The organism is Paenibacillus sp. FSL K6-1318, assembly GCF_037976905.1.
GTDB classification, from domain to species: domain Bacteria; phylum Bacillota; class Bacilli; order Paenibacillales; family Paenibacillaceae; genus Paenibacillus; species Paenibacillus amylolyticus_A.
Map to the genome: position 1 here is coordinate 4,513,508 of NZ_CP150270.1, position 18,008 is coordinate 4,531,515.

At 47.5% G+C, this 18,008-nt stretch carries 15 protein-coding genes; 5 read left to right on the forward strand and 10 right to left on the reverse strand.

Translation table 11 applies throughout. The features are described 5' to 3' along the window. Positions 1–138 precede the first annotated feature (138 nt). Positions 139–2,997 (reverse strand): calcium-translocating P-type ATPase, SERCA-type, encoded by a 2,859-nt coding sequence (locus NYE45_RS19925; protein ID WP_340013722.1) that lies wholly within the window; start codon positions 2,995–2,997, stop codon positions 139–141. A 360-nt stretch (positions 2,998–3,357) separates the two neighbouring features. On the opposite strand from NYE45_RS19925, the gene NYE45_RS19930 reads away from it, so the two are divergent. Both NYE45_RS19930 and NYE45_RS19935 read left to right on the forward strand, forming a co-directional pair. Continuing rightward, complete coding sequence (locus NYE45_RS19930) at positions 3,358–5,130, forward strand: NFACT RNA binding domain-containing protein (protein ID WP_340013723.1); 1,773 nt, start codon at positions 3,358–3,360, stop codon at positions 5,128–5,130. 285 nt (positions 5,131–5,415) lie between these two features. Continuing rightward, a complete protein-coding gene (locus NYE45_RS19935; RefSeq protein ID WP_340013724.1) occupies positions 5,416–5,862 on the forward strand; it encodes a GNAT family N-acetyltransferase in 447 nt (148 codons plus the stop codon). Positions 5,863–6,004: 142 nt separating this feature from the next. On the opposite strand, the gene NYE45_RS19940 is transcribed toward NYE45_RS19935, so the two are convergent. The 8 genes from NYE45_RS19940 to NYE45_RS19975 all read right to left on the reverse strand — a co-directional run bounded on the left by NYE45_RS19940 (position 6,005) and on the right by NYE45_RS19975 (position 14,230). Beyond that, positions 6,005–6,874: a PHP domain-containing protein gene (locus NYE45_RS19940; protein ID WP_340013725.1), complete on the reverse strand. Its 870-nt coding sequence runs from the start codon at positions 6,872–6,874 to the stop codon at positions 6,005–6,007. A 65-nt stretch (positions 6,875–6,939) separates the two neighbouring features. Then, the gene (locus tag NYE45_RS19945) at positions 6,940–7,863 is read right to left on the reverse strand and encodes a selenium metabolism-associated LysR family transcriptional regulator (RefSeq protein ID WP_340013726.1); all 924 of its coding nucleotides are present in this window, start codon (positions 7,861–7,863) and stop codon (positions 6,940–6,942) included. Between the two features lie 132 nt (positions 7,864–7,995). Then, a complete protein-coding gene (locus tag NYE45_RS19950) occupies positions 7,996–8,433 on the reverse strand; it encodes a hypothetical protein (RefSeq protein WP_017687436.1) in 438 nt (145 codons plus the stop codon). Positions 8,434–8,598: 165 nt separating this feature from the next. Beyond that, complete coding sequence (locus tag NYE45_RS19955; RefSeq protein WP_095290540.1) at positions 8,599–8,862, reverse strand: YlbG family protein; 264 nt, start codon at positions 8,860–8,862, stop codon at positions 8,599–8,601. A 30-nt stretch (positions 8,863–8,892) separates the two neighbouring features. Beyond that, positions 8,893–9,330, reverse strand: a complete 438-nt coding sequence (locus NYE45_RS19960) for a YlbF family regulator (RefSeq protein ID WP_340013727.1) — start codon at positions 9,328–9,330, stop codon at positions 8,893–8,895. Positions 9,331–9,482: 152 nt separating this feature from the next. Beyond that, a complete protein-coding gene (locus NYE45_RS19965) occupies positions 9,483–11,201 on the reverse strand; it encodes a helicase-associated domain-containing protein (protein WP_340013728.1) in 1,719 nt (572 codons plus the stop codon). 36 nt (positions 11,202–11,237) lie between these two features. Beyond that, positions 11,238–12,932, reverse strand: coding sequence for a DNA repair helicase XPB (locus NYE45_RS19970; protein ID WP_340013729.1), 1,695 nt, complete (start codon positions 12,930–12,932; stop codon positions 11,238–11,240). 128 nt (positions 12,933–13,060) lie between these two features. Next, positions 13,061–14,230: a M20 family metallopeptidase gene (locus tag NYE45_RS19975; RefSeq protein WP_340013730.1), complete on the reverse strand. Its 1,170-nt coding sequence runs from the start codon at positions 14,228–14,230 to the stop codon at positions 13,061–13,063. Positions 14,231–14,440: 210 nt separating this feature from the next. On the opposite strand from NYE45_RS19975, the gene NYE45_RS19980 reads away from it, so the two are divergent. Next, positions 14,441–14,788: a YugN family protein gene (locus NYE45_RS19980; RefSeq protein ID WP_017687430.1), complete on the forward strand. Its 348-nt coding sequence runs from the start codon at positions 14,441–14,443 to the stop codon at positions 14,786–14,788. A 13-nt stretch (positions 14,789–14,801) separates the two neighbouring features. After that, positions 14,802–16,091 carry a putative lipid II flippase FtsW gene (gene ftsW / locus NYE45_RS19985; RefSeq protein ID WP_062835372.1) on the forward strand — a complete coding sequence of 430 codons (1,290 nt, stop codon included), beginning with the start codon at positions 14,802–14,804 and terminating at the stop codon, positions 16,089–16,091. A gap of 175 nt (positions 16,092–16,266) precedes the next feature. On the opposite strand, the gene NYE45_RS19990 is transcribed toward ftsW, so the two are convergent. Then, positions 16,267–16,629: an Asp23/Gls24 family envelope stress response protein gene (locus NYE45_RS19990; RefSeq protein ID WP_017687428.1), complete on the reverse strand. Its 363-nt coding sequence runs from the start codon at positions 16,627–16,629 to the stop codon at positions 16,267–16,269. Positions 16,630–16,811: 182 nt separating this feature from the next. On the opposite strand from NYE45_RS19990, the gene cax reads away from it, so the two are divergent. Next, on the forward strand, positions 16,812–17,882 hold the full coding sequence (cax, locus tag NYE45_RS19995; protein WP_062835373.1) for a calcium/proton exchanger: 1,071 nt from the start codon (positions 16,812–16,814) through the stop codon (positions 17,880–17,882). Positions 17,883–18,008: the final 126 nt, after the last annotated feature.

The following is an 18,008-nucleotide window of genomic DNA, read 5'->3' on the forward strand; positions in this document are numbered from 1 at the left end:
TCCTGCTCTTCTACAGGATTACCATAGAAATTCATATTCATCTGCACACAAAAAAGCTATCCTGCAAAATGCCAAAGCTGCCGCTTCGAATCATTTTGAGGATAGCATACCGAAATGGATCAGGAAAAGCTATTGATTTTATGCTGAAAACTTTGTACTTTTTGGTACGAAGCGGCCAGAACCACCCATGCGACGGCGGTTACGACGACCACCCCACACGCTGCCAGCGCCCATAAGGAACGTCGGGATACCCGCAGCAACGATACAGATTGCCCATTCACGTAATCCTAGAGGTACGGTTTTGAAGATCGGCTGCAGCGGCTCAACGTACATCACAACGAGCATCAGTACAACCGATGAAATCACGGCAAGAACCAGATATTTGTTCTGTAGTGGATTCCGGTGGAAGATCGACCGCGAACTACGGCAGTCAAAGACATGAATAAGCTGCGCCAAAACGAGTGTTGCAAAAGCCACAGACTGTGCCTTGATCAGTTGACCGGGGTTATCCGGTGCAGCCTGAAGGGTAAGCCAGAACGCTCCGAGTGTACATAATCCAATCAATACACCCCGGCTGACGATTTTCCAACCCAGTCTGCGGGCAAAAATATTTTCCTTGGCGCCGCGTGGTTTGTGTTCCATCAGATCTTTTTCCGGCTGATCTACCCCGAGCGCCATTGCAGGCAAGCCGTCCGTCACCAGGTTAACCCACAGAATCTGAATAGGTACGAGTGGAAGTGGCAAGCCCATCATCATCGCAAAGAACATTGTTAGAATCTCGCCTACGTTCGATGCGAGCAAATACCGGATAAATTTGCGAATGTTCTCATAAATATTACGGCCTTCTTCAATGGCAGCCACAATAGTTGAGAAGTTATCATCACTCAGAATGAGCGCCGAAGCTTCCTTCGTGACATCTGTACCTGTAATGCCCATCGCGATCCCGATGTCAGCCGCTTTAATCGCGGGAGCATCATTTACTCCATCCCCCGTCATGGCGACGACATGCCCTTTGCGTTGCAACGATTTTACGATGCGAAGCTTATGTTCAGGGGATACCCTTGAGAAAACATAGATGCCCTCTACCTGTTTATCCAGTTGCTCGTCCGTCATGCCTGCCAGCTGTTGACCACTTAGCGAGGCACCTCCACGTGGAAGAATCCCCAACTGATGCGCAATGGCTTCTGCCGTTGTTCCATGATCACCTGTGATCATGACGGTACGAATGCCCGCTTTGCGGCATGTGGCAATCGCATCTCGCACTTCACGACGCGGTGGATCAATCATACCTGCAAGTCCTACGAATACAAGCTGACTTTCGGCAGCGTGTTCGTCAGCCACCTTTTCTTCCGGCCGCACTTCACGGTAGGCCATTCCGAGGACACGAAGTGCCGCTCCGGCCATGCTCTCATTTGCTGCCATGACTTTCTGCCGCAGTGTTCCAGTGAAAGGTACGACCTTGCCTTCCCATAAAATATAGCTGCAGTGTCCGATCAACACATCCGGTGCACCTTTGGTGTAGATCATTCGCCCTCCCTGATGATGAACCAGAACCGACATGCGTTTCCGCTCCGAATCAAACGGGAATTCCTGTTGACGAGCATACAACTCTTTTAGGCCAGTAGGCGTAAGCCCCATTTTGGAGGCCAGTGTGACCAGTGCACCTTCCGTCGGATCACCCTTCAGCTCCCAGAATACATTCTCTCGCTGGATCGCTTCTTCTTTGTAATCATCTTTTTTAGCGTTTTTCTTGCCATCCTTTTTGGTATCCTTGCCTTTTTTCTTGTTTCCTAATTCGTTTGCAACACTCTCAACAATACTGGCATTGTTGCAAAGTGCGCTGATCTGAAGCATTCTGCGCAGGGACTGGTCACTCTTCAATTCCACTGTTCGACCGTTCTCCAGCATCTGCCCTTCAGGTGCATAACCATCCCCAGTAACCTTGATGCTGCGTCCCTCCAGCCACACATCCGTTACCGTCATCTTGTTCTGGGTGAGCGTGCCTGTCTTATCCGAACAGATCACGGATGCACAGCCAAGGGTTTCGACAGAAGGAAGTTTGCGCACAATGGCTTTACGTTTGATCATTCGCTGCACACCAAGTGCGAGTGCAATGGTTACAATGGCCGGCAGACCCTCCGGTATGGCTGCCACCGCGAGGCTGACCCCTGCCAGAAACATGCCAACGGCTGGTTGTCCGTGCAATATACCTGCGACGACGACCATGACGGTTAATCCCAATGCGACAAAAATCAGAATTTTGCCCAGTTGTTCCAGTCTGTGCTGTAGCGGTGTTTCCTGCTCCTCCGTATTCTGGATCAGATCGGCAATTTTGCCCATTTCCGTCTCCATCCCCGTACGGATGACCACACCTTTGGCCGTACCACGAGTGACCATGGTACCCATGAAACCGATATTCTTCTGATCACCCAACGGAACGTCCTCGTCGGCAATCGGAAGGCAATGTTTGCTTACGGGAACTGATTCCCCGGTTAGTGCCGACTCCTCGACATCCAGACTGTTCGTTTGCAGCCAGCGCACATCAGCGGGGATGCGGTCGCCACTCTCCACCATAACGATATCCCCAGGGACGAGTTGTTTGGCGGCAAGATGTACTTCCTGGCCCGATCGAAGCACTTTGGCGAGAGGTGCGGACAACTGTTTCAATGCACGAAGAGATCGTTCTGCCCGGAATTCCTGTACAAACCCCAGAATCGCATTCAGTACGATAATAGCCACAATCGTTACTGCATCCAGATATTCACCCAGCAATCCGGATACCAACGTTGCTCCCATCAATACCAACACCATAAAATCCTTGAACTGATTCAAGAGCAATGTAATGGGAGAAATGCGTTTCCCCTCGCTCAGCTCATTCGAACCGACCACTTTCCTCTTCTCTGCTACAGCTTCATCCGTCAATCCTTCCTGCGGGCTGACGCCAAGAGTGTTACGAAGCTCTTCATCACTAAGTTGATGCCACTTGGTATGTTCCATGCTTCAAGGTTCCCTCCCAGTCTGTATTTCATCTGCAAAATAAGCTCACATGCTTCACCGGCGCGCTGGTCGACAGGCTGTACACTATGCCGGACAAACTACCTGCTCTATATGTATTCGGACAGGTCTGTGATTAGCACCCGCAAGGTGAATCCTTTCCCTGATGGACAGAATAAGCTAAAATAAAAGTCTGCGATGTTCTGCGCAGTACCGATTCCAGCGTTCAACAGGCAAGCAACGAAGAATCTGCAGCCAATCCTGTTTTTTTTACATAACCTGGTTGCTCATTTCAGTTATATAGATGAAGCATTTGGCATGATGATAAAATGCAGATGCTCGATAGAGAGAGGAAGTGGAAAAATGGCATTGGACGGCATCGTAACACGGGCCATTGTTCATGAATTGCAAGGCTGCATTGGTGGACGTATCAGCAAGATCCATCAGCCGAATGGCCATGACGTAGTTCTCACCCTGCGTGCTCAGCGCGGAAATAGTAAATTGCTTGTTTCGGCAAGCCCGACATATCCTCGTGTGCATTATACGGAAAAGACATTTCTTAACCCTACTGAAGCACCCATGTTCTGCATGCTGCTCCGCAAGCACTGTGAAGGTGCAATCATTGAGGAGATCCGTCAGATTGGCATGGAACGTATTATCCACATCAATGTGCGCCAGCGCGACGAACTGGGGGATGTTTCGGTTAAACGGATCATCATTGAATTGATGGGGCGTCACAGTAATATTATTTTGCTTGATCCCGTCACTGGAACAATTCTGGATGGCATTCATCATGTGACTCCGTCCATCAGCAGCTACCGTGTAATCATGCCCGGATTCTCGTATACCGCCCCACCTGAACAACATAAGAGTAATCCGCTCGAAGTGAGCCGTGCAGCATTCGAGGACAGCTATCATGCCGCTGAAGAAGATGCATCACGCTGGCTTGTGAACTCCTTTAGCGGTCTTAGCCCGTTAATTGCGGGAGAGATTGCTACCCGTGGAACTGCTGCTGAAGGCACGGTTAGCAATCCAACTGTGGTGGAGGGTGAGAGCCGGATCGAGGCTGGGACACTTTGGAACGCTTTTGAAGCCGTGATGGGACCTGTCAGAGATCATATCTACACGCCTGTAACCGGAATGAACGCCAAAGGCAAAATGATTTTCTCGGCCGTTCATCTTGAGAGCATTCAGGACTTGGAGAAAACCTATGACACGATGAGCAAGTGCATGGAGGATTATTACGGAGACAAGGCTGAACGGGACACGGTAAAACAAAGAGTAAGTGATCTGCTCCGTTTTCTGCAGAATGAGCGAAGCAAAAACATCAAAAAGCTGGACAACCTGAACAAGGATCTACTGGAAGCGGACGATGCAGACAAATTCAGACTATGGGGTGAGTTGCTGTTTGCCTCCCTGCATCAGGTCCACAAAGGGGACAAGAGTGTTGAGCTTGTGAACTTCTACGATGAAGACCAAGCCAACATTACCATTCAGCTTGATCCACTGCTCACACCGTCTGACAACGCACAACGTTATTTCAAGCGGTATAACAAATACAAGAACAGTCTGGCTGTCATCCATGAACAGCTTGGCAAAACCAAAGACGAGATTGACTATCTCGATAACCTGTTGCAGCAGCTGTCCATTGCATCCATGAACGACATTGAGGAAATTCGGGATGAGCTTGTGCAGCAGGGATACCTTCGTGACCGTAACAAAAAAGGTAAAAAGAAGAAGAAAAACGATCGTCCGACCGTACACCAGTTCACCTCCTCGGAGGGAATTGATATTCTTGTGGGCAAAAACAACCTGCAAAATGAGTATGTGACCAACCGTCTCGCTTCTTCCAACGACACTTGGCTGCATACCAAAGACATTCCAGGTTCACATGTCGTCATTCGCAGTACAGACTTTGGTGAGGCAACATTGGAAGAAGCAGCACAACTTGCTGCCTACTTCAGTCAAGCGAAGGAGTCCAGCAGTGTACCTGTGGATTACACGTTTATCCGTCATGTACGCAAACCAAGTGGTGCGAAGCCAGGTTTTGTCATCTATGATCATCAGAAGACCTTGTTTGTCACACCAAATGATGAATTAATCAAGAGTCTGCCATCCACCATTAAAAATGGATAAGGCTACATAAGTTGAACTAAAGATTATTTACACTGACACTACGATGACAGAACAACCTTCCAATCGCTGTTATCGTGTAAATGATTAGTTCAACCTATATAGATGTAACAGTAACAAAGACAGAATCCCCTGACCATTAACGGTTCAGGGGGTTTTTGTTATTGCATTACTTGTTTGAATGATAGTTGAAGCTCGGCTTATTTAGCTTCCTCATTGAATATTAATTCATTTATATGTATAATAATTCAATATTCACGAATAAAATTACAGTTAAGGAAGTGTATCATGACCATACATATTAGAGAAACTCAACCTGATGATCTGAAACCCCTGATGTCATTAATGCATGACTATGTGGTGGGGTTCTACAATAATCCCTGGCCTGGTGATCAATCCATCCAGCTTTTGATCAACAACCTGCTTAATCAGCAGATCGGTGCTCAATTTGTGGCAGAAGAGGACGGGAAACTTATCGGATTTTCCACCCTGTTCTTTACCTACAGCACGATGAAAGCAGAGCGTGTCGCCATCATGAATGACCTATTTGTTACGGAGACATTCAGAGAGGGCGAAGCGGAAGCCAAGTTATTTGCACACTGTCAGCAATATACGCGGGATCATGGATGTGCATATATGTCTTGGATCACAGCAGTAACTAATGAGCGAGCACAGCAATTATTCGAACGTCTCGGGGCTACACGTGGCGCTTGGGTAAACTATTCCATTACATAGACTCTTTTTAGCACAAAAAAGGGACATGAAAACAGGAAGGTTGAGCCTACCATGTTTTCATGTCCTATACTCCTTTGATCCTAAAATGTACTCAATAAGCAAAAACACCCTCATAGTCAGATAGAGCGTTGCAACGTCTCGCTTACTCTCCATTTTGCTGTGAAGCAGCTGCCTTCAGCCTTTCCAACACATCAACCGTTACGGTCTTGCTACCGAGATCGCCGTGGAACACAACTCCTTGCCGTTCGCCATGATAATCCGATCCACCAGTCTCAATAAGATCATACTCCCTGGCCATCTCAGCATACCTGCGTTCCTCTTCCGGGCCATGGTCCGAATGAAATACTTCAATACCATCCGGACGGGCATCATCAATGATGCGACGTACCAATTCATCATCATTATAGAGACCCGGATGGGCAATCACAGCGGCTCCACCTGCGGCTCTGATCCACTCACACGCATCCTCGGGTGCAACTCGGGGTACAGATACGAAGCCAGGCTTGCCTTCAGCAAGATATCGATCGAATGCATCCCGCATGTCGACAGCGTATCCCTTCTTCACCAACACATCAGCCATATGAGGTCTGCCGATACTCTCATCCGGCTCTAACGGCCGTCCCAGCTCATCGAGTACCTCCTGCCAGCTTATATCAAGCCCGAGTTCCTGTAGCTTGTCAATAATCAGATGATTTCGCTCATCTCGTGCTTCTCGTAATCCGCGCAACCGTTGCAGGAACTGCTCATCCTCCGTATTCACGTAATAGCCCAAAACATGAATATCTTTGCCGCCAGCCCGGGTGCTGATCTCCACTCCAGCAATAACTTCAATATCGTACTCTTTCCCCGCTTGCTGTGCTTCCGCTACACCAGCTACTGTATCATGGTCCGTCAGAGCAACCGCAGATAGTCCTTTTTGCTTGGCAAGCTTCACATTATCAGCAGGTGGCTGCATTCCATCGGAGGCCTGACTATGGGTATGAAGATCACAGCGTCCTTGGCGTTGATCCATGTACAACAGCTCCTTTGTGTAAAGTGATTTGGATTAAATCTTATCTGGCATTGAGTTTCCGCCTATTATGCCTTCCCCGTCTTGTGTTCTTGCTCAGATTGCTCCTGTTGACGTAGATAGTTCAGGAAAGCGACAGCTGAAAGGGGCAACAAGGACGATTTTAGATGGATGGCATAGAACTGCCGTTTGAATTCGAGTCCACGGATATCCACAATATGAACGAGTCCCAGAGCCAGCTCATGCTGCACGGAAGAAGGAGATAACATCGTAATACCCACCCCTGCCTCTACAGCCGATTTTACGGCTCCAGTACTTCCAAGTTCCATCACCACATTCATATCCTGTGGATCAATATTTTTCTTTTGCAGTTGGTCTTCCATCACCTGACGGGTACCAGAACCCTTCTCACGCAGCACAAAGGGATAGTTCATTACATCTTCAAGATTCACTTTGCTACGCTTAGCCAGATCATGCCCGGCAGGTACAATCAGTTTCAGCTCGTCCTGCATGACAGGCTCTACGATCATGTCCGGATGGTGTACTGGCGCTTCAATCAGACCAAAATTAAGCTGGTGTTTCAATATATCATCCATAATTTGCGTTGTGTTCATCACCTTCATGACAATGGAAATATCGGGATACTGAAGCGCAAACGGGCCGAGCATGCGTGGGAGCACATATTCCCCGATCGTTAAACTTGCTCCAAGCTGGAGTCGGCCTTGTAACATCTGGGTAAACGCCGACATCGCTTCATCCGTCTGTCTGACCAGTTCTACGCTCCGTTTTGCGTGAGGCAATAAAGTCCGGCCAGCCTCGGATAGTTCTATTTTTTTGGTGGAACGATGCAATAACTTGGTTCCAAAATAGTCCTCCAGTGATTGAATCTGCATCGTTACTGCCGGTTGAGTCATATGTAATGCTTGTGCAGCAGCCGAGAAGCTGCCTTTCTCTGCTACCGTATAAAAAATATGCAATTGGTGAAAATTCATATCTTCGCCCCTCTTCGATTACACTCTCTACATTGTAGCCGATTTCCTGCTTGGCAACAAAAAAAGCATGCAGCTTGTCTGCATGCGATGATACTTGAATCTATGATTTCAACGTATTGAATCTACTCAGGCTTACTTGTGCTTGCGGCTATTTTTGACCAACGTCATTCTTCTTGAATGTCTTAACCATGAGTAATATGACTTCAGGTCCCTCAACTCAATGGTCTCCGACATACGTCCCAGAAACGTAACTACAATCATTTTGTGCAGCGGGTTGCCCGCAATATCATATTCTCCTTCAAGCTCGGAAAATTCGGCGACCACGACCAGATCCTCATCAATCAGGTAGACGTCCTGTTCATTACGGTAGTATGGTGTTATACGGTCCTGCTTCAGACACTCCCATAACCACGCTGCAATATGGTCATCATCACTACGTGCAGGCTCAATACGGTCTGCATACCGCATCTTGGCATGATGGGTAATGACGATGTCGGCCACTTTCTTGTCTCCAAGAGCCACGAAAAACGGCTCGTAGGTGCTCCAACGTTGCATCACCTTATCACGCATGGGAATCACTCTCCACCAGATAGGACTTTCTATCTATTTATTACCAAATATATTACAACATTAGTCCCGCAACCTCAAGGCGTAAGTTTAACTTTTTTTCACAAAAGTCCGTTTGTGCATAATTCAAGAAAAGAGCGACCCCAAAGGGCCCCTCCAGTTTCTCGTCTATATTCCGTAAAAGCTTGTTTTGTCCATGGTTTTGCTGGCATACTCGGTTTTGATCTCGTTTCGATACGAGCGTTCGATCTTGCGCACATAGGAAAGTCGCTTCACATTTTTCATCGTATCTTCTGCCCGTTCTGCATTAACATACATGACCACATAATGCATACGGCGGGAGATATAATGCACGGTGCCATATTTTTCGAGATTACGGGCAGCCTTCAAATCACTGACCCATATAATGAATCCTGTCCTTTCCGCAAACATCATCGTTCCCCGCCCTTCTATAATGATTACTTAACTGCAACCACACTTGCCGCCACTACCGCAGCCGCCCTTCGGATTCGGATCGTTGCTCGGTACCTTAATGGTTGTTGACACTGCGAATGCAATGGTCTCTGACATCTGGAATAACATATCATCCAGGGACTTCTCTGCCTGTTTGAAGCGGGCTACCGCTTCAAAATTTTCCAACTCCTGTTCGAGAGCCTTCACCTGGTCTTTCGCTGCATGATAATCCGGGTGAAAATGACCAAAACGCTGTGTTTCTTCAAATAATTCCTTCTTGGCATTCAGCTTCCGAATCCCCATCTGAATCTCAGGGGTAGACTCGACTTGCTGCTTCCAATATAAATAATCCGATACTTCGGCAGATTGGTTAATCATGTCGCCCAGTTCATATGCGCCCGTTAACACTTGGGCCATATCGACCGTGTTCATTTCCGCTACGCTCATGAAATATTCATCCTATCTATATATAAAGTTCTACTTAACGTAGACTACCTCATCATAGCATATCCATGAATAGTTAAGAAGAGTTTTTCCTGCAATTAGAAATAAGGGGAACTCGAAAATTCGCCTTTCAACCTGATATTCACTTGAAATAGTCAGGTTATGACATCATCCGGCAGGATAAGACGCATTGTATCCCATTGTGACGGGGAGAATGTACGCCATTCTGTCTCAGATGTATGTTCACTTGAATCCAGCATACACCAACCGCTTAATGTCCATTCTTCATGCCCCTCTAGCTGATGTGGAATGAGGTATTGGGTTCCATGATCCTGTTGAATCCCAAGCTTGGTCTGCCACTCAATGGCTTTGGCAGCAATCTGTCGTGCTGTTGAACTATGATATCGTCGCCATTCCCTGTACCAGGTCTCCGGTATCTCCTCCAACCCCAACAGAGAGACCTTCTTCTCGGTTACAGCATGATCACGTTCCATCCCATGCAGCAATACAGGTACATCAACCAGACCTTGATTACAAGGTGTGTAAAAAGAAGAATGTTCACTGCTCAAAACATCTTTTTCGAATAACTTCTGATCCTCTGCGGAGCTTGTACTTGCCTTCGTTGGCTCCATGTACTGATTTACAGTCACTGGTGCAACATCCGTCTCCTTCCCCCAATCCGCTAACGCAATACGTACATTCTCCGGCACGCCTGTCAGAGCATATTGATCCAGAAACTCCATCACTTCATGTAATGCATGTCCTTTATCTATGGCCGAAATGATCTGCTCTCTCGTCATGCGATAAATGGACATCCGATCACGCGTTACCCGTTCTGCGCATTGCTCCAGCATCCAGATTACATCAGGCCTTGCTTCCGGTGGCACCAACATGTCGAAATCAGGCTGCATGTAAAACCCACAAGGCTCCGCCTCACCTACCGCCTCTTGGCGTAGATTCAACAGGCTCTGTGGTTCGATCAGCCAACGGAATGCCAATGCTCCCGACTGATCTTCTCCAACTTCGCCATAACCCCAACCAGCCAGTGCATAAAGCCATCCCCTGATCTGAGGTTCACATGTGGAATTCACTATACGACACCATACGTTCTTCCCTGGAGAAAGAACGGCCAATTGATGACGGAAATGCTGTAGAGCAGGCTCGGTATTCCCGTATCTGTCTACGCAAGTTTGATATACCTCCCGATGCATCTGTCCCCATGAAAGCTTCAACCATTGCTGTAATCGATGATCTACGATCCGAATTCGGCCCTCTGCCTTCTGAACCAGATTCAGACTGAGCAGTAGATCCAGAAGGATTGCAACGTGAATCGGATACAGGTCCGAATGTTCATATCGGATGCCCAAACCATCAAAGTCTGTCGAAGATAACACGGTGATCGCGCTTAATTTCTGAATCGTTTTCTTATGTATAGTTCCCTTACCTGTCAAGGGAAGTCCTTCTCTTCCGATCCAAGCGATCAGATGAAGAAGCTCTGCAGCAATATCCAGCTTTCCCTCCTGTAGTACATGAGCATGTATTGTCATCTGTTCAACGGTTAAGCCCACTCTTTGCACATAAGCAATCGTCAATGTCTCCATCAGCGAAGCAGGAATATAGAATAATCGCTCCCCCCAACTCTTATGAACAGATTCGATCCATCTTTGCTGCCTAAGATTGGCGAATGTAGATTGGGCTTCTGCGACACTTAGTCCTTCGATGGCCCACTGTTCTCGCGGCAGGAGGGAGGAAAAAGGCTGCGCAGCATGTTTGTGAAAAATTGCACCAAGTACTTTTTGTTCTACCAAAGTAAGCTTTGACCATGAATCAATATCCATGACTACAGGCTCATTTACTGGTTCAAATGAAGACATCCCTTAATACCTCCTCTTTTTGCGAGTATAAATAAACTATTCGTTTTCATGAACGATGGCATATTCATATCCCTGCTCTACCAAGAACATCTGACGGTTTAAAGCAAACTCTTGTTCCTTGCTGTCCTCTGATACAAGTGCATAGAAGTAAGCTTTGTTTTCCCCAGCTTTTGGTCTGAGAATTCGTCCTAACCGTTGTGCTTCTTCCTGCCTTGAACCGAAACTCCCAGATATCTCAAGCGCAACCGCAGCATCGGGCAGATCCACGGCAAAATTGGCAACCTTGGATACAACAATCGTTTTAATCTCCCCACGTCGAAAAGCGGCAAACCACTTCATTCGCTCTTGCTGGGACATTGTCCCCGAAATCAGAGGTGCTTCAATTTCCCGGGCAATCAACTCAAGTTGATCCAGATATTGTCCAATTACAAGTGCAGGCAGATCCCGATGACGCTCCAGCAAACGCTTGACCACATGTACCTTTGCCGGATTCTCGGCAGCCAATCGAAACTGATGCTTAATCTCGGCTTGCAGATAATTCGATCTTAGTTCTGGGGAGAACGGGATACGGATTTCCTGACATTGTACATCGGCAATCCATCCTTGCTGCTCCAGCTGTTTCCACGGCATATCATAGAGCTTCGGGCCAATCAGCGAGAACACATCCTGTTCACAGCCATCCTCTCGAACCAAAGTAGCCGTTAATCCCAGTCTTCGAGTAGCTTGAATATCCGCAGTTGCACGAAACACCGGGGCTGGCAACAAATGTACTTCGTCATATATGATCAGACCCCATTGCCGCTCACTGAGCAGTTTGATATGGGTAAAATCAGCATCCTTGGATTTCCGGTGTGTAAGAATCTGATATGTAGCTACAGTCACAGGTTTCACCTGTTTTTTCTGACCGGAATACTCACCAATCTGTTCGTTGGTAATCGTTGTTTTGTCTTGAATTTCCTGAATCCACTGTCGCACAGACGTCGTATTGGACGTCAAAATCAGGCATTCACATTGAAGCCGCTCCAGAACGGCCATGCCAATGACCGTTTTGCCTGCCCCGCAAGGCAGCACGAGCAATCCGCTTCCTCCCATACCCTCACTACCTTCGAATGCATCCACAGCTTCTCTCTGGTATGAACGCAACGCAAATCGCTCTGCGTGGTCCCCTGGATCATTGGACCGCCATCCAAATGAAAGTTTGGTTCCCTCCCGATATCCCACATAATCAAGAACCGGGTAACCCAGTCGTGTTAATTCCCTTTTCAATAAACCTCGCTGTTCTCCTGAAAGCAGAAGCTCATGAGCGTCTGTTCGTTCCATACGAAAGGCAGCTATTGTTTTCAATCCGCTTAACTCATCCAGCAACCGCTCATCCTCACTGTAAAGGCGCATTATGGCATGATCTGCTTGGGAATGCAGCTTTAATTTCCCGTACTGATCCATAATCCTCTGAACATCCTGTATGAGTGCAGCTGGCACGTTCCAGCGGGATACCAGCTCCAGACTTGCGATGACCTGATCTGCATTCCATCCCAGTGCAGCAGCATTCCAGAGCGACAATGGAGTGATTCGATAGGTATGAAACGCCGCCGGTGTCTTGACCAGTTCTGAATACTTCCCAAGCTGCTCTCTCGCTCTGTCGAATCCGGGGTGTCCGACTTCCAGCAAAACCGTAAAATCCCGCTGAACGATACAAGCATCCGTTCTTTCTGTATGTTCTGTTCCTTCCATTCGAAACTTCCTCCTATCACAAAAAAGTCCAGTTCCGGCAGCTTCCGAAAATGAACCACTTTAAAAATAAACAAAAAAACATCCTGCCCATACCTCGGTATGAACAGGATGCCCAACTGCATCTAAAGTCATTCGGCTGTATAACCCTTAGCCATGGCGATAAATAATTTTACGGCCGTCTGCATCGCATCTTCATCAAAATCAAACATCGGATGATGATGCGGATAGATCGCATTTTTATCCGGATTACCCGCTCCAACAAACATAAAGCACCCTGGAACCTTCTGCAGATAATACGCAAAATCTTCCGCTGGCATAAGCATCGGCGACGTTTGCACTCGTTCTGCCCCAAATACTTCTGTAGCTTCCCTGAAGAAACGCGCTGTCTCCAGTTCATCATTCACTACAGGCGGATATCCCATAATATATTTCACTTGAGTCTCGGCCCCGTACGCAGCCCCTGTCTGGGCCACCATGGTGAGCACCCGATCTTTCATCCCACTACGCGTCTCTTCGTCGAATGTTCTAACCGTACCGCTCATTTTGCACTGCTCTGCAATCACGTTTTGAGCGGAGCCAGCCTGCATTGTACCAATGGTCAGCACTGCTGGTTGCAATGGATCAACAGAACGACTAACAACCGTCTGAAGCTGCATCACAAGCGCAGAACCCGCGATAAGACTATCTATCGTGGATTGCGGCATGCCGCCATGTCCACCTTTTCCTTTGATCTCAATGTAAAAGTCGTCCGCGGCTGCCATCATCGGTCCTGCTTTACTGGCAACAACACCTACAGGCAGCGGGGTCCACAGATGAATACCGTATATGACATCCACGCCTTCAAGCGCACCATCGGCAATGACTTGGACTGCACCGCCCGGAAGCAGTTCTTCTGCTGGCTGAAACAAAAAGCGAATCTCACCTCGAACCTCCTGCTTGTGACGGCTGAAATACAATGCCGTACCGAGCAAGATCGAGATATGACCATCGTGGCCGCATGCATGCATCGCTCCTGCTTGTTGTGACGCGTATTCGATATTCTTCTCATCCTGAATTGGCAATGCGTCCATATCGGCCCGTAGCATGACGACAGGCCCTGGCTTGTCCCCACGAATCGTACCGATGACCCCGTGACCGCCTACATGACGCTTCACTTCAACGCCAAAGCTCTCCAACATATCCGCTACAAAAGAGGATGTCTTCTCCTCATGAAAGGAAACCTCAGGATTGCGATGAAGGTGACGCCGCCATTCCACCATGTGGATCTGCAGATCTTCCCACCATATATTATTAGTCATGTCTCTCCACCCTTTCAATCTTGAACGGGACTTTGATCAAGCCCGAACCTTCCTTCTCAAACCTATTGCTGTATATTGTAGCAGAATTGGAAGAAAACCGATACGAAACACCCCTGGAAAGCTTGCACGGGAAGGGGAAACATACTATCATGAACTAGAGAAATGCACGAGAAATTACACTCGGAAGCTTATGAGGAGGATCAGACGCTTATGATTTTTGAGAATACAGGCTTGGATGGCTTGAAGAGCGACTTGGCATACCTGGATGAGAGCGCCGAGAAAGTCGGATTTGTCCGGTGGCAATGGGAATATTACCGTGCTACATACGACTACAAAATTGAAGATGAACAAACCAACTCAGAATACTTTGTACGCATTAATACCCGCGCTGTGGAAGGCAAATTGGAAAAACCGGATACCGTTCTTGCTGTTGAAGCAGTATACCTTGGCAAAGCCACTTTCCCTCACGGCCTGGATTATGACTCTTCCGTTCCGCAACCAGTCGTGAAGCTGGCAGCCCAAAAATTACAGCAGCTCAAAGAACTGCTGGAAGCATAGGCTGGGCCAAACGATGAAACAACAAACGGCCCAAACGAAAACGAAGAGAGGCACGCCGGATTTTCAACTGCTAATCCTCACTTTATTGTTGGTGGGCTTTGGACTGGTGATGGTATTCAGCTCCAGTTCCAGCATTGCAATCGCAAGCGATAGATTTAACAATGATGCCCTTTACTTCACGAAAAAACAACTTATGTGGGCGATTATCGGTCTATTTGGCATGTTCTTTGCCATGAATATCCGCTTCAACAAGTATAAAAAACTCTATGCACCCTTTTTCCTAATCACTACGGTCATGCTGGTGATTGTTTTGATCTCAGGTGCAGTATTGAACGGCGCACGAAGCTGGATTCACATTTTTGGTTTCAGTCTTCAGCCTGCAGAGTTCGCAAAAATTGCTATCATTCTATATCTTTCTGCTCTTATCACCAAAAAAGGTGAGAAATTCAGGGTTTTCAAGACAGGGTATTTCCCCGTCTTGTTCATCGTTGGATTCATCGCAGGACTGATCATGCTGCAACCAGACTTTGGTACCACCTTCATCTTGGTGTCCACCTGTGGTCTCTTGATCTATGCCGGTGGCGCCAGTATGAAACATATCCTGGGTTCGATTCTCTTGGTTGTACTCGGTGGAGCACTGGCGTTCGGAGCGAATTCCTTGTTCTCTTCCATGTCTCCTTCCGACACGACGACTGCTACAACAGCAGTCACTGCGGAGCAAAACTACAAGATCGGACGTATTCAAGCTTTTCTTGATCCATTATCCGATATCAATGGCGGAAGTCTTAACCTCTACCGTTCTCTTGTTGCCATTGGTGATGGCGGCATGACGGGTTCCGGGATTGGACAAGGTACGATGAAGCTGCACTATTTGCCAAATGCATATAATGACTTTATTTTCTCCGTAATCGGGGAAGAACTTGGATTCATCGGAAGTACCTTATTCCTTCTGGTTTATCTGTACTTCATCTGGCGAGGAATTATTGTATCTCTACGCTGCCCTGATCCATTCGGAACACTGGTCGGCATAGGCATCATGGGACTGATCGCGATACAGGCATTTATTAACATCGGCGGTGTAACTCAGACCATTCCGGTCACGGGGGTCACACTTCCGTTTATCAGTTATGGGGGTACCTCACTCTTTGTGATGATGGTCGCCATGGGCATTTTGCTGAGTATCTCGCGTACCAACAACCTGGACGTGATCAAGGAAGAGAAAACCAAGTCCGTGACTGTTCAGACACAGACTCGCACTTCTCCTGCTCTTCGTTCACGGGAGTCCATCCGTCGGATTCGGTAAACGGGACTGGTCGTAAAGGCACGGAGCACGTCTCAATTCAAAAGAAAAGCTAACACAAAAAAGGCTGTGCACCCCATCGGATGCGCAGCCTTTTTGTGTGTACCTGGTACACTCTGTCTATCAAGATGGAGACAAGGTCAAGATGTCTCTGTCCTCCATCGCGGATTGCGAAATTTTACAGATCGTCGCCTTTGAAAGATACGCCTTCTACCTTTACATTGACTTCAACCACGCGTAATCCGGTCATGGTCTCTACCGCTTCTCTTACATTTTGCTGAAGCATACGGGAAACTTCATGAATCGGGGTTTCGTACAGGACGATGATGCGCAGGTCAATGGCTGCTTCCAGCTGGCCGACCTCAACGCTCACGCCTTTCTGTACGTTTTTACCGCTGAGTCGCTTCGCCCAGCCCTCTGATAAACCTCCAGACATTGCGGCAATTCCGGGCGTTTCCATTGCAGCCATTCCGGCAATTTTCGCAACCACGTCATCGGCAATCCGGATGTTTCCGCTCTCCAGTTGAAGTTGTTCTGCCATGCCACATCCTCCTTCACTTCGTTACTCGTATTTTAAATCCTTTCCACCCCAAAAAGCAAATTAAACTCAAAAAGATGCGTTTACAACCTACCACCATTTGGTTATATTGAAATATGAAAATAATCTCATAAGCTCTTACAATGCAATTCAAAACAAAATTATTTATAACCGAGGTGTTTGTTGTGAGAAACCGGATTTCATCCATTTTGCTGATTGCGTTCTTTGCACTCAGTGCCATCGCCCACTACTTGAAATGGGATTCGATTCTACAGTTCGTGATATCAGCCATTTCGGTTATTTTTGTGGCCGGTTTTTTAGGCAAAGCCACCGAAAATGTTGCCCACTATGCCGGACAGCGGCTGGGTGGATTCTTGAATGCGACCTTCGGCAATGCCGCCGAATTGATTATCGCCATTTTCCTCGTCAAAGAGGGACTGTTTGACATGGTCAAAGCAAGTCTGACAGGCTCCATCATCGGAAATCTGCTGTTAGTGCTCGGGTTAAGTATTTTTGCCGGAGGACTCAAGTTCAAAATCCAGAATTATAATGTATCACTCGCAGGTCTGAATGGTTCCCTGATGATTGTTGCCATCATTGCCCTGTTTATTCCCGCAGTCTTTCTCAATACACATTCCATTACACAGAAAGACACAAATACACTTAGTCTCATCGTGGCCGGGTTGCTCATTCTCGCGTATATTGCCTGGTTACTATTCTCCATGGTGACGCACAAGAACTATCTTGCGGACGTCACTGAGGATAGTGATGAAGAGCTACCACATGAGCATGCTCCGGCATGGTCCAAGAAAAAATCAATTCTCTATCTGGTGCTCGCAACGGTCATGGTTGCCTTCGTCAGTGAATGGCTTGTCGGCACGCTCGAAGTATTCACTTCGGAATTTGGACTTAGCGAGCTGTTTGTTGGTGCATTCCTTGTCGCCATCATCGGTAATGCGGCGGAACACAGTGCAGCCATCATGCTTGCCATGAAAAACAAAATCGGAGCAGCCGTCGAGATTGCTGTCGGCAGCAGCTTGCAGATTGCACTCTTCGTTGCCCCTGTGCTGATTTTTGTAAGCTACTTCACAGGTAGAACCATGGATATCGTGTTTACAACGATTGAACTGGTCGCCATCGGCGTATCCGTATTTATTGCGAAGTCGATCACCCAAGATGGTTCTACGAACTGGTATGAGGGTCTACTTCTGCTCGTCGTATATATCATTCTGGGCGTATCTTTCTTCTTGGTATAACCCTTCCCTCAGCAAACTAGCATTAAAATAAACAAGCCATAAGAGACAGCTCGAATATCCATATCGAGTTGTCTCTTCGCTTATACACGCCTTCGGAGTGACTTATGTCATAATCGATTCAGACGC